Annotated in this window: 8 protein-coding genes; 6 read left to right on the top strand and 2 right to left on the bottom strand. The window is 65.3% G+C overall.

Annotation, left to right across the window (positions count from 1 at the left end; translation table 11 throughout):
- Window positions 1-130: 130 nt before the first annotated feature.
- Window positions 131-1,234, bottom strand: coding sequence for an anhydro-N-acetylmuramic acid kinase (locus CO669_RS16840; RefSeq protein ID WP_097660912.1), 1,104 nt, complete (start codon window positions 1,232-1,234; stop codon window positions 131-133).
- Window positions 1,235-1,403: 169 nt separating this feature from the next.
- Between CO669_RS16840 and tyrS the strand changes: the two genes are divergently transcribed.
- The 4 genes from tyrS to CO669_RS16820 all read left to right on the top strand — a co-directional run bounded on the left by tyrS (window position 1,404) and on the right by CO669_RS16820 (window position 6,678).
- Window positions 1,404-2,657 carry a tyrosine--tRNA ligase gene (tyrS, locus tag CO669_RS16835; RefSeq protein ID WP_097660911.1) on the top strand — a complete coding sequence of 418 codons (1,254 nt, stop codon included), beginning with the start codon at window positions 1,404-1,406 and terminating at the stop codon, window positions 2,655-2,657.
- 57 nt (window positions 2,658-2,714) lie between these two features.
- A complete protein-coding gene (locus CO669_RS16830; RefSeq protein ID WP_097660910.1) occupies window positions 2,715-3,974 on the top strand; it encodes an MFS transporter in 1,260 nt (419 codons plus the stop codon).
- A gap of 218 nt (window positions 3,975-4,192) precedes the next feature.
- Window positions 4,193-4,597, top strand: coding sequence for a DoxX family protein (locus CO669_RS16825; RefSeq protein WP_097660909.1), 405 nt, complete (start codon window positions 4,193-4,195; stop codon window positions 4,595-4,597).
- Window positions 4,598-4,983: 386 nt separating this feature from the next.
- Window positions 4,984-6,678 carry a methyl-accepting chemotaxis protein gene (locus CO669_RS16820; protein ID WP_097660908.1) on the top strand — a complete coding sequence of 565 codons (1,695 nt, stop codon included), beginning with the start codon at window positions 4,984-4,986 and terminating at the stop codon, window positions 6,676-6,678.
- A gap of 194 nt (window positions 6,679-6,872) precedes the next feature.
- On the opposite strand, the gene CO669_RS16810 is transcribed toward CO669_RS16820, so the two are convergent.
- Window positions 6,873-10,694, bottom strand: a complete 3,822-nt coding sequence (locus tag CO669_RS16810) for a YhdP family protein (RefSeq protein ID WP_198964063.1) — start codon at window positions 10,692-10,694, stop codon at window positions 6,873-6,875.
- Window positions 10,695-10,889: 195 nt separating this feature from the next.
- On the opposite strand from CO669_RS16810, the gene CO669_RS16805 reads away from it, so the two are divergent.
- Window positions 10,890-11,579, top strand: a complete 690-nt coding sequence (locus tag CO669_RS16805) for a peroxiredoxin (RefSeq protein ID WP_097660905.1) — start codon at window positions 10,890-10,892, stop codon at window positions 11,577-11,579.
- 111 nt (window positions 11,580-11,690) lie between these two features.
- Window positions 11,691-13,043: a M23 family metallopeptidase gene (locus tag CO669_RS16800; RefSeq protein WP_198964062.1), complete on the top strand. Its 1,353-nt coding sequence runs from the start codon at window positions 11,691-11,693 to the stop codon at window positions 13,041-13,043.
- Window positions 13,044-13,064 lie beyond the last annotated feature (21 nt).

Below are 13,064 nucleotides of genomic sequence, written 5' to 3'. Positions count from 1 at the left end.
CAATAATGCACTTCTGAAATGTCTCAATCCTAAATTGAACATTTAGACGAGTCTAGCGGCTTGTGGTTTTTCCCGAGCCCATCGCCACGTTGTGCGGCCATCTGCAAGAAGAGCCCGCGCGCCCGCTCGTTCAGGGCCGGGCGATCACCCCGCCCGTCATCGGCATCGGCACACCCGTGGTCGCCGGATAGGACAGCGGCAGTCCCTTCAGGCCGCGGGCGGCCAGGAAACCGAAGGCCTGAGCCTCGATGGCGTCGGAGGCCCAGCCCAGGGACTCGGCGGCCTCGACGGTGGCCGAGCCCACCCGCTCGCGCAGCATCCTGAGCATGGTGAGGTTGCGGGCACCGCCGCCGCAGACGATCCAGCTCCGCGGCCGCCGCGGCAGCAGCGGGATGATGCGCGCGATCGCCGCCGCGGTGAAGGCGGTGAGCGTGGCCGCGCCATCGGCCGGCGCGACATCCCCAAGCCTCAAGGCGGCAAAATCGTTGCGGTCGAGCGATTTGGGCGGAGGCAGCGCGAAGAACGGCAGCTCCAGCCCGCGCGCGACCCAGGCTTCGTCCACATTGCCGAGGGCCGCGAACTTTCCTTCCGCGTCGAACGCCTGGTTCATGGTGCGGTACATGAAATCGTCGAGTAGCGCGTTGCCTGGGCCGGTATCGCAGGCGATCAGCGTGTCGTTGCCGTCGATATAGGTGATGTTGGAGACGCCGCCGATATTGACCACGACGATCGGCCCCTCGCGGTCCAGCGAGTTGGCGAGCGCACGGTGGTAGACGGGTACGAACGGAGCGCCCTGCCCGCCGGCCTCGACATCGGCGGCACGGAAATCATGCATCACGGGAATGTGGATCGCCCTTGCCAGGGCCGGCGCATCGCCGATCTGCACCGTCAGCCGCTTCTCGGGCCGGTGCAGCACGGTCTGGCCGTGGAAGCCGACGATGTCGATGTCCTCTGGCTTCATCCGGTTCTGGGCGATGAAGGCGGCGACCGCCTCGGCATGGGCCTGGGTCACCGCGCGCTCGGCCTCGGCCAGGATGCCCGGCCGGGCATCGCGCTGCGGCAGGTTGACCGCCTCGCTCAGCGCTTGGCGCAGCAGATTGCGCTCGGCCGGGCTATAGGCCCGGTAGCCGGAGGGCCCGAACGCCTTCACCTGCTTTCCATCGGTTTCGATCAGCGCGACATCCACCCCGTCCAGCGAGGTGCCGCTCATCAAACCGAGTGCCGTCAACATCATGGATCAGCGTCCTCAAAACACCCCCTCCGGCATGCCGATCTTGTGCCAGAGGGGCACATCTTATAATGCCACAGCGCCAAGTGGCGGGCAGCAATCGGGTTCCCACGGAAGACCCTTAAATAAATTGCTCCCAAAACAGTAAACCAAGAATTTCTGGGCACGCCGACAGATGACTGCATTTAAATCGGATTTCCTCAATACCCTGCAGGAACGTGGTTTCATCCACCAATGCTCCGATTTCGAGGGGCTGGACGCGCTCGCCGCCAAGGGCGAAGCGACCGCCTATGTCGGCTACGATTGCACCGCCCGTTCGCTGCATATCGGCAATTATCTGACCATGATGATGCTGCACTGGCTGCAGCAGTCCGGCAACAAGCCGATCACGCTGATGGGCGGCGGCACCACCATGGTGGGCGATCCCTCCGGCAAGGACGAGACGCGCGCGATGCGCACCGTCGCCGAGATCGAGGCCAACAAGGCCTCGATCCGCGGCGTGTTCGCCAAGGTGCTGAACTACGGCGACGGCAAGAGCGACGCCATCATGCTCGACAATGCGGAGTGGTTGACCAGGCTGAACTGGATCGAGATGCTGCGCGACGTCGGCCGGCATTTCTCGGTCAACCGCATGCTGACCATGGACTCCGTGCGCCTGCGCCTCGAGCGCGAGCAGGAGATGAGCTTCATCGAGTTCAACTACATGGTCTGCCAGGCCTACGACTTCGTCGAGCTCGCCAAGCGCACCGGCTGCAAGCTGCAGATGGGCGGCTCCGACCAGTGGGGCAACATCATCATGGGCGTCGATCTCGGCCGCCGCATGGGCACGCACCAGCTGTTCGCGCTGACGACGCCGCTGCTGACGACGGCCTCCGGCGCCAAGATGGGCAAGACCGCGCAAGGCGCGGTGTGGCTCAACGCCGACCAGTTCAGCCCTTATGATTTCTGGCAATATTGGCGCAACACCGAGGACGCCGACGTCGGCAAGTTCCTCAAGCTGTTCACGACGCTGCCGCTGGCCGAGATCAAGAAGCTCGAGGCGCTCGCGGGCTCGGAGATCAACGAGGCCAAGAAGGTGCTCGCCACCGAAGCCACCGCGCTGCTGCACGGCCGCGACGCCGCGAACGAAGCCGCCGAAACCGCACGCCGCACCTTCGAGGAAGGCGCGCTGGCCGAGAGCCTGCCGACCGTGGAAATTCCGCGCAGCGAACTCGGCGCCGGCCTCGGCGTGCTCAATGCCTTCGTCAAGGCGGGCCTCGTCGCCTCCAACGGCGAGGCCCGGCGCCAGATCAAGGGCGGCGGCCTGCGCGTCAACGACGTATCAGTCACCGACGAGAAGATGGCGCTCTCGGCGGCCGATCTGACGCCGGAAGGCGTGGTCAAGCTGTCCTTCGGCAAGAAGAAGCACGTCCTGCTCAAGCCTGCATAGGCGTATGAGCTTTTCGCCGCTTGTCAGGGTGCGCGGATGCGCGCTCCCTGACGGGCAATGGATCAGAACACGCCCAAGGAAGCGTCGCGGGAACACGCTTCGAGTGCGCAGCGAGGCGCCGTGCGCACCGCGCTCGTGGTGCTCGCGCTGTGCTTCACGCTGGCGGTTCTCGGCCGCGGCCTGAGCGAGAGCTTCACCGTCTTCCTCAAGCCGATCTCGGAGAATTTCGGCTGGGACCGCGCACAGGTCGTCTCGATCTACTCGCTGACCTGGCTGATCAGCGGGCTGACCGCGCCGCTGGTCGGACGCTTGTTCGACCATTCCGGACCGCGCATCGTCTACGCGCTCGGACTGTTCCTGCTCGGCTCGGCCTTCCTGATCGCTGGCCAGGCGCAGGCACTGTGGCAATTCCAGCTGTCGATCGGCATCTGCGTCGGCATCGGCGTTGCCTTCATCGGCAACGTCCCGAACTCGATCCTGCTCGGCCGCTGGTTCGGCCCCAAGCTGCCGACCGCGATGGCGGTGGTGTACTCGGCGATGGGCGGCGGCGTGCTGGCCCTGCTGCCGGCCTCGCAGCTCCTGATCGACCGGCTCGGCTGGCGAGAGACCTACCAGCTCTATGGCCTGGCCGCACTCGCGCTGCTGGTGCCGCTGCTGCTGCTGCCCTGGCGGATGTTTTCGGCCGGCTCGCCGCATGTGACGAAGAGAAGCGATCCGGACTTCGTCGACAATGGCTGGACGCTTGTCAGCGCGATGCGCCATCACGCGTTCTGGGCGCTGTTCTCGACCTTTTTCTTCACCGCCGTCGGCATGTACTCCATCGCCGCCCAGATCGTCGCCTATCTGATCGATGCCGGCTTTCCGCCGCTGCAGGCCGCGACGGCCTGGGGCTTTTCGGGCGTCGTGCTGGTGTTCGGCATGCTGGGGGTGTCCGCGCTCGACGGGATGATCGGGCGGCGCCCGTCGGTGCTGCTCAGCTACGCGATCTCGATCCTCGGCATCGTCCTGCTCTGGCTGCTGCAATATTATCCGAACGTGATCCTGCTCACCGGCTTCGTCGTCTGCTTCGGCAGCATGATGGGCTCGCGCGGCCCGCTGATCACGGCAACCGCGATGAAGATCTTCCGCGGCAGGCGCGTCGGCACGATCTTCGGCACGATCTCGATCGGCAGTGGATTGGGCTCGGCGTTCGGCTCATGGAGCGGCGGCCTCATCCACGATTTCACGCACGGCTACAATCTGCTGCTCGTCTTCGCACTTGCGAGCGTGATCCTCGGCATGATTCCGTTCCTGGTCGTCCCCGCCTTGCGGGAGTAGGTCTCCCCGACGTAACCTGCATCCCTCGACGTCACCGGGGAATTACGGACGACAGGCGGACGTCATACAAAAAAACTCCGGCACAAGCGGCGTGAACGGACGAACTGCGGGGTTTTGTCGGACATGACGAAAATGTCAGCGTGGAATTGATCCGGGGTGGCTTGCGAGGCAAAGCTGAATACGATCCTAGTCGCGCATTGGATGGAGGGCACAAACCAATGGACTTTCCCTATCTCACTCGCTTTCAACCGGTTCTCTTGAGCCTGTTTCGGTTCATCACCGGCCTCTTGCTGTTCCAGTATGGCGTCGCGAAGATCTTCAAGTTTCCGGTGCTTCCCTACTTCGCCAACATCCCGCCGCTGATCTGGACGGCCGGTGCGATCGAGCTCGTCCTCGGTGCGCTTCTGATGCTCGGCCTGTTCACCCGCCTCACCGCCTTCATTCTCGCCGGTGAAATGGCCTTCGCCTATTTCATGGGCCACATGTTCAAGGGTGAGACGCCGGTGTTCCTGCCGTTGCTCAACGGCGGCACGGCCGCGATCCTGTTCTGCTTCGCCTGCCTCTATTTGTCGGCCGCCGGCGGCGGCTCGGTCAGCGCCGATGCGGCGATGGGCAAGCGATAGCGGCACCTTCGCGCGGCGGCGCTGACGCGCCTCTCTTTGACCCGCAATCAGGACGGCACCGGCAGGTCCGCCGGCGCCGTCTCAGCGCGCCCCCAGCACGTTCCAGATCAGAACGAGGGCCGCAACCAGCAGCACCGACATGACGATGCGGTGAGCGAATCGGTTCATTGCCGCTCCTGCCGGGCTTGATCACCACCAGATTCCGACATCGCTCGTCCTCCGCGACCTGCTCCGTCAGGTGCAAACGAGGCGCATTCGGCCTGCATGTTTGCGCATGCGGCTGCGGACGCTGCGCGCGCGGCAGCACGTCGCACGCGTCTATTCATGAATAGTAAGAACTTCATGCTACCGACGCGAGCAATAACAACCATTTCGTCGAGGCCGTGATGAAGCTGCTGAGTCACCTCAAGATCCGCACCAAGCTTGCCAGCATGGTCTGTCTTTCGGCCCTCACGGTCACGGCCATCATCGGCGTGTCGTCCGTCCTCAGCAAGAGCCGCATGATGGAGGACCGCGTCCAGCAGATGCGGACCGCCGTCGAGCTGCTCTACAATTTCGCGCAATCGCTGCAGGAAGAGGTGACCGCCGGCAAGCTGACGCTGGCCGATGCCAAGGCCCAGTTCCACCAGCGTGGGCGCCGCATGAACTTCAACGGCAACCAGGGCTACCCGGTCGTCTACAACGCCGACACATCCATTCTGGTGAACGGCGCCAACCAGCAGCTCGAGGGCAAGATCACCGGGGCCAAGGATTCCAACGGCGTCCTGATCGCCGATGCCATCATCAAGGCCGGCGCCGAAACCGCGCAGGGCGGCGTCACCTCCTACCTCTACCCCCGCCCCGGCCAGACTGAGCCGGTCCGCAAGACCGTGTTCGCGCGCAAATTCGCGCCGTGGAACGCGACCATCAGCTATGGCCTCTATGTCGACGACATCGACGCCGACGTGCGCGCCCTGACGCTGGAGCTCGCTGCGATCGGCATCGGCCTGATGCTGCTGATGGCGACCCTGTCCTGGCTGATCGCCCGCGACGTGCTCCGCGCGCTCGAGCGCCAGAAGACCCGTATGCAGGAGATCTCCGAAGGCGCGATCGACAAGCCGGTCGAGGAAACCGACCGCGGCGACGAGATCGGCCGCATGGCCGAGACCCTCGAAGTGCTCAGGCAGACCGCTTTGACGGCGCGCGCGCTGGAGGCCGAACAGGCCGCCACCAAGACCCGCACCGAGCAGGAGAAGCGTGACGCCCTGATCGCGCTTGCCGACCGCTTCGATGCCTCCGTCGGCCAGCTCGTCGGCCTGATGGCCTCCGGCTCCGGCGAGCTCGAGCATACCGCCAAGTCGATGTCCTCGACCGCCGAAGGCACCAACCGCCGCGCCGCGGTGGTCGGCTCGGCCGCCACCGAAGCCAGTCAGCGCGTCCAGACCGTCGCGGCCGCCGCCGAGGAGCTTTCCTCCTCCATCACCGAGATCAGCCGCCAGGTCGCCCAGTCCGCCGAAGTCACGGGACGCGCGGTCGACAGCGCGCGCCGCACCGACACGATCGTGCGTGCGCTCTCGGACGGCGCCCAGCAGATCGAGCACGTCGCCGAGCTGATCTCCAGCATCGCGGCGCAAACCAACCTGCTCGCGCTCAACGCCACCATTGAAGCCGCACGCGCCGGTGAAGCCGGCCGCGGCTTTGCCGTCGTCGCGTCTGAAGTGAAGTCGCTGGCGAGCCAGACCGCGGAAGCAACGCGTGAGATCGGCGACAAGATCGCCCAGATCCAGGGCGCGACCAAGGAGGCCGTGGACGCCATCGGCGGCATCACCGCCACCATCGAGGAGGTCAGCCGCATCGCGACCTCGATTGGCGCGGCGATCGAGGAGCAAGGCGCGGCCACCGCCGAGATCGCCCGCAGCGTCTCCCAGACCGCAGAGGCGACCAAGGAGGTCACCACCAATATCGGCGGCGTCTCGACCGCTGCGAACGAGACCGGCAACGCCGCCGGCATGGTGCTCACCGCAGCCAGCAACCTCTCCAAGCAGGCCGAGCAGCTCTCGGGTGAAGTCGGGACATTCCTGGCAGGCGTGCGCGCAGCCTGACGCGCTGCTCCAGACTCAGGACGTTTGGCGCGAAAGCGTCGTCACATTCGTCATGGCCGGGCTTGTCCCGGCCATCCACGTTTTTGGCCGTGCCGCACGAAGGACGTGGATGCCCGGGCCTTCGCCGTCGAAGCGGCCGCGGCCGCGCAGGCGGGACGAGCCCGGGCATGACGATCCCCTGGGAATGTGGGTGGTTAGCGCCGCGTCAGGCTACATCCGCTCGAGAGCTGGCGGGTTGAGCCGGACGAACCGTCGTTGGACTGCGACGGGAATTCCTCGAACGGCGTGTTCTGCTTGCCGGTGTTGAATTCGAAGATCTTGCGGAACACACCCGGCACCATGGCCGAGACCGGATTGACGCGCATCACGGGCGCGGCCGGCGTGCCGACGACCTCATAGGTCACGCCGATCAGTCCCTCTTTGTCGCCAGCCCCCAGGAACAACCCGAGCACCGGAATCTGGCCGAACATGTTGTTCAACCCGTACATCGGCACGAAGGTGCCGCTCATGCACACCTGGTTGCCGGGATAGTCGATCGAGCCCTCGATGGTGGCGCCGATCATCGGGCCCTTGACCACGCCGTCGCGGATCGTCAGTGCGCCGTTCTGGCGGATGAATTCGGCACGCAATGCACTGAAGGAGACGCCGTTGCCGGTGCCGTTGGGCGCGCCGGCGGCGACGCGTTCGAGCTGCGCTTCGCCCTTCACCGTGAAGTCGCGGACGTTGATCAAGCCCTCGCGCGAGGTGTTGGGCTCGGACGTCGGCGGCTCCATCGCCACCACCATCTGGCCGCCGACCGCCTTGGTGTAGGTGTCGGTGAAGCGCAGCAGAGAACCGGCATCGTTGGTCTGGAGATAGATCACCTCGCGGTTGCCCTGCGCGCGTCCGCCGCGCAGATCGGCGGCCACCGGGGTGTCCTTGCCGATCCTGCCGTTCAGCGTGAAGGCCTTGATGGCGCCGTTGCGTTTCGACATCTTGGCGTCGATGCTGCGCATCGCCTCGCCGTTGAAACCCATGACGGCGCCGAGCTTCACGTCGATGTCGAAATCGACGTTCTTCATCTTGTTGTTCTTGTCGTCCTTGGAATTACCCGAGATCGCCGATTTCAGGAAGCCGCGGCCGTCGAACACGTCGCCGCGCATCGTGCCCTTGACGACGCCGTCCTGGCTGCGTTCCACCTTCAGTGACGCCTTGTCGCCGTCAGACGGCGAATAGACCGGAAAGTTCGCGTTCATGAGGTCGCCGTTCGCATCGACCTCGAGCGAGCCCTTGATCGAGGCGCCGCCGCCTTCGATGACGATGTCCTCGAGGCGCGTCGATTGCGCCGTCGGCACCACCTTGAAGCTGGCCTTGCCCGACTTGCCCGGCAGCTTGACCCAGCCCGGCAGGATGTTGTCGAGCTTGACCGAGGTCAGGTCGGCCTCGACGCCGAGCTTCGTCGTCTGCTCGGGACCGCCGGCGATCTTGCCCGACAGCTTGATCGGCAACGATCCGCTGACGGCCGGGCTGAGATCAAATCCGAGGCGGGCGCGGCTCGCATCGTCCAGCGTCGCCTGCAGCCTGACGTCCGCTTCGCCCTCGGCCGGCTTGCGGTAGTCGAGCGAGGCCGCCTGCCCGTTGATCTTGACGTCGCCCTTGACCTGATAGCCCTGATTGTTCGCGACGATCTTGAGGGTGTTGGCCTCCAGCTTCTGATTCATCACCAGCTTGTCGGCGGCAAAGCCGCTGAGGTCGGCGGTGACGGCGTAGGTCGTGTCAGCCTTGGTCAGCTCGCCCTTGACCGGCAAGCCGAGCTGAATGTTCGCCGTGAACGTTCCCTTGCTGGTGTTGGGATCAACGACGGTCGACGACAGATCGCTCAGGCGATCATTGGCCAGCATTTCGGCCGCCGCGGGCACCGGACCCTCGACGCGGAATCTGGTCCGCGACGGCGATGGCTTCGGCGCCATGTCAGGCACCTCGAAGACGAAATCGGAGATCGTGACCTTGCGGCCGGCGGGCGTATCGGCGATGCCCTGCCCGATCGTCACGGTCGCGGTGCGGCCGGTCACGCGCGCCTTCAAATCGGCATCGTGCACGACGGGCATGCCGTCCACGGGACGGACCGCGACGCCGCTCGCCACGATGTTGACCGACAGGCCGTCGTCCGGAATGGGCGGCCCCTTGCGCGGAAGGTTCTTGGTCGGCGAATTGACGCCGATCTCGATGCGCTGGAGCGTGCCGCGCTCGATCCGCTCGATCACCCATTCGCGCAACTCGGGCACCACCAGCGTCGGCCACATCCGCTTCAGCGCGGAGGCCGACATCGGCGTTCCCGCAAAGCCCAGCGTCAGCCGCGGTTCGCCCGAATAGTCGATGGCCCCCGTGCCGGCGACGCCGATCTCGCCATTGCTGATATCGGCCTGCGTCAGCAGGAAGCGCTTGTGATCGGTGTCGAAACGGAAGCCGATCGCGATGCGGTTGAAGACCAGCGGCGGCTCGTTGTCGATGCCGCCGAGCAGGATCGAGCCGCCGCTGAAGCCGAGCTGCCAGTCATTGACGGTGCCGTTGGGCGGCTCGAGATGGGCCAGAAGCGTCAGGCGGTTCGCGCCCGACAGAACCTTGAACGGCGCGACCAGCACCCGCCGATTGGCGTCCCACTCGACGTTGATCTCGGCCTGGTCGATCGCCATCGGATAGTCGGGCGTGTCGGTATCGATGATATGGCCCGCGCCGACGGTGATCTTGCCGCGGAAGAATGTCGGCACGCCATCGCGGCCGAGCTCGCCCTTGAGCTCGCCGGTCAGCGGCAGATCGGCCGTGTAGGTGAGATCCTTGACGCGCAGCGCCAGGAGGATGTTGGAGGTCGAAACCTTGTCGGCCTTGATATCGACCGAGCGCACGCCGTTCTCGGCCGGTCCGATCGTGGCCCGCAGCAGCCACGGATGCGCGCCCTCCTCGCCGAGGCTCAGCGTGACGCCGCCGCGGCTCGGCCGGCGCAGGCTGAGGCTGATGTTCTCGAACGACCATTTGCTGCCACGCTGCTGATCGTCGACGATCAGATTGCCGTTCTTCAGACCGATCTCGTTGAGGTTCTGGCCGTCGAGCCCGGTCATGCTCAGGCTGTCGAGCCAGTCGAGGCCCTGAAGGATGCCGCTTTGTGCGGTCGCCTGGGGCGCGCCTTGCGAGGCGGCTTGAGATGGATCCTGGCTCGCAGGGGCCGTGGCGAATGGCGGCGGAGGAACGCCACTGCGCGGGAAGGTCGGCGGCAGGCCCGCCTCCTTCTTGGAGGCAACGCCGGTTGCCAGCGGCTTTGCGGTATCGCCGGCAGATACGGTGACGGTGCCGTCCGGCGCGATGCGGATCGCGAGCTCGGCATCGACGAGATTGAGGCTTTCGGCGCGCAGGTGCCCCATCAGCAGGCCCGCCCCCGACAGCTTCACCTCGGCCTTTGGCGCGCTGGCGACCACGGCGCGATCACGGTCGCGGACGATGATGTCACGGATGCGGACGGCGATGCGGATCCGGCCGGCGCGCTCGATCTGCGTGCCTCCGATCTCGACCGTGTTGCCGTGACCGATATTGTCCTCGATCGCGGCCGCGAGCCATGGCGTCGCGATGTCGAGATTGATCGGACCGGCTCCGAGCCGCCACCACAGTGCACCGAAGCACCCGACGAAGACGATGGCGAGAGTCCCGACGACAAGGACGACCCGCTTCAGCCAGCGGTCGGCGACCAGCCAGCGGCGCAACGCGCCAAACCCGTCACCGAAGCGATGAAAGCCCGAATTGGAACGCGACAACAGCCGGCGCGCGCGATGCCCCGCGGCCGCCTCCTGATCCGGATCCCAATCGGCGTCGTCCCATTCCTGCGGCTGTTGCTGACCGCCGTGCCGATCGAAGTCCCGATTGTAATCCTGGGGCGACTTATTCCTTGCCATTGCCTCTCGATACAGGCGCCCATCGTTGTATTGAGCGCCGCCGGGACCGCAGCCGTCCGCGGGAAGCGAAGCTCCCTGCGCCGGCACTGCCGCCATACCTCTAATATTCCTGCTGTTCGTCATCTCGCCCCGGGAGCGCGTTCAACGAGCAGTGGGGTGGTGCGTGGAATTCCTTGTAACCATACTCCGGCGTCGTCAGACTTGCCCAGCCGAGGGCGCGAGTCCGACACGCCGGACGAGAGCTGCAATACCGCTTCGGTTGACCCGCCGAAAGCGACGAAAGGAAGGCGTATGTCCAAGAAATCCCGAAAGAAATCGTCCAAGGCACCCTCCGGCAGTCCGACGGCTGAAAAGAAGGCCCCGAAAACGCGGGCATCCAGTCAAGCAAAGCCCGCCAAAACGCAGCGGACGGCGGCCGGCAAATCAGTCGCGATCATAGCAAAAGCAGGATCACATAAGGCCGCGCCGAAACAGTTAAATTCTTCCAAATTGGCGCCCTCGCCCGCCGGCGCGAAATCCGGCCTGGCCGAGGGCGACAAGGCCCCCGCCTTCCGCCTTCCCCGCGACGGCGGCGACGTGGTCACGTTGGGGGATTATGCCGGCCAAAAGCTCGTCCTGTTCTTCTATCCCCGCGCCGACACGCCCGGCTGCACCCGGGAGGCGATCGACTTCACCCGCCTCGCCGGCGCCTTCTCGGCCGCCGGCACCGCCGTGCTCGGGATCTCCGCCGATCCGTTAAAGGCCCAGGAGAAGTTCCGCGACAAACACAGTCTCGGCGTCCCCCTGATCTCGGATCAGCAGCATCAGATGCTGGAAGCGTATGGCGCCTGGGGCGAAAAGTCCATGTACGGCAAGAGCTTCCTTGGGATTCTTCGCACCACTATACTGGTCGGCGCCGACGGTAAGGTGGTCAGGATCTGGCGCAATGTCCGGGTCGACGGTCATGCCGACGCGGTACTGGAAGCGGCAAGAAGTCTTTAACCAGACCCTTAGATTCGCGCGTCCCCGTTTCCGGAAAATTAACCATGACCAGCCCAGATTGCTGCGGCAATTAGGGCCGTACGGACTCATCCGACCGGCGCGGGAGTGCCGATGTCGAAAAGTTCTGCCCAATATTCGCAGTACCCCCAACATCATGCTCACGACCACGGCCGGCCCTTGCAGAGGCGTCCCGCCGTCGCGGCGGCCGTAGCGATCCCCCTTCCCGCCACCGACGATGCCTACACCATTGTCCATGCCGGCAAGCAGGTCCGCTTCGGGCCCGTGGTGTTCTGGATCGTTGTCGGAACGGTGGTACTGCTCGGTCTCTGGTCGGCGGCGACCGCCACCTATTTTGCGTTCCGCGACGACGTTCTGACCCGGCTGATCGCGCGCCAAGCCGAGATGCAATACGCCTATGAGGATCGCATTGCCGAGCTGCGTGCCAAGGTCGATCGCACCACCAGCCGCCAGCTGCTCGACCAGGAACAGTTCGACCAGAAGCTCGACCAGATCATGAAGCGCCAGACGGCGCTGGAGTCCCGGGCGACGGCGCTCGGAGCCATGCCTGACGTGACCGGCTCGATTCCACGCGCGACGCCTCAGCGCGGCGATTCGAGTCAGAGCACGCCAAAACCCTCGCCGATCAGCGATACCGTCATCTTCGTGGCGCCGCCGGATCGTGAGGCGCGGCTCGAATCGCGCGCGCCGACCGTGGCGACTCCCCAGACCAATCAATTCGCCAAGAACCAGGGTTTTGACAACGTCCTGGTCCGGCTCACGACCTCGCTCGATCAGGTCGAGCGTCGCCAGATAGCGGCGCTCAGCGCCGTCGAAGAAGGCATGGATTCGCGCATGCGCCGGATGCGCGGCGTGGTCAGCGATCTCGGCCTCAATCTCGCTAATCTCGAAGCCGCCGTGCCGCGCAGCGCAATGGGCGGACCATTCGTTCCCGTCAAGCTGACGGCCAATGCCGGGCCGTTCGAGAAACAGCTCAATCGAATCAACGTCACCCGCGCCGAAATGGACCGTCTCAACCGCACGCTGGCGCTGGTGCCCTATCGCAAGCCCGTCATCGGCGAGGTCGAATTCACCTCCGGCTTCGGCGTGCGCAGCGATCCTTTTCTCGGCCGACCCGCGATGCATACCGGGCTCGACTTTCGCGCCGCCACCGGCGATCCGGTTCGCGTCACCGCCTATGGCAAGGTGGTTTCCGCCGGCTGGTCCGGCGGTTACGGCCGCATGGTCGAGGTCGATCACGGCAACGGGCTTTCGACCCGCTATGGCCATCTCTCCGAGATCAACGTCAAGGTCGGCGAGATCGTGAAGATCGGCCAGGTGGTTGGTCTCGTCGGCTCGACCGGCCGCTCTACCGGTCCGCATCTGCATTACGAGACCCGCATCGAGGGCGAAGCCGTCGATCCGCAGAAATTCCTGCGCGCCGGCGTACGTCTCAGCGCGAGCTAAATCCCGCGCTCCTCAGTGCCG

Origin of the sequence: Bradyrhizobium sp. Y36 (genome assembly GCF_002531575.1) — a bacterium.
Classification (GTDB): Bacteria; Pseudomonadota; Alphaproteobacteria; order Rhizobiales; family Xanthobacteraceae; genus Bradyrhizobium.
The sequence above is the reverse complement of the archived record's forward strand: the minus strand, read 5'-3'. Positions and strand labels throughout refer to the sequence as shown.

Coding starts and splice junctions, on each gene's coding strand:
- CO669_RS16840 (WP_097660912.1), bottom strand. CDS start 1,234: ATGATGTTGACGGCACTCGGTTTGATGAGCGGCACCTCGCTGGACGGG.
- tyrS (WP_097660911.1), top strand. CDS start 1,404: ATGACTGCATTTAAATCGGATTTCCTCAATACCCTGCAGGAACGTGGT.
- CO669_RS16830 (WP_097660910.1), top strand. CDS start 2,715: ATGGATCAGAACACGCCCAAGGAAGCGTCGCGGGAACACGCTTCGAGT.
- CO669_RS16825 (WP_097660909.1), top strand. CDS start 4,193: ATGGACTTTCCCTATCTCACTCGCTTTCAACCGGTTCTCTTGAGCCTG.
- CO669_RS16820 (WP_097660908.1), top strand. CDS start 4,984: ATGAAGCTGCTGAGTCACCTCAAGATCCGCACCAAGCTTGCCAGCATG.
- CO669_RS16810 (WP_198964063.1), bottom strand. CDS start 10,694: ATGGCGGCAGTGCCGGCGCAGGGAGCTTCGCTTCCCGCGGACGGCTGC.
- CO669_RS16805 (WP_097660905.1), top strand. CDS start 10,890: ATGTCCAAGAAATCCCGAAAGAAATCGTCCAAGGCACCCTCCGGCAGT.
- CO669_RS16800 (WP_198964062.1), top strand. CDS start 11,691: ATGTCGAAAAGTTCTGCCCAATATTCGCAGTACCCCCAACATCATGCT.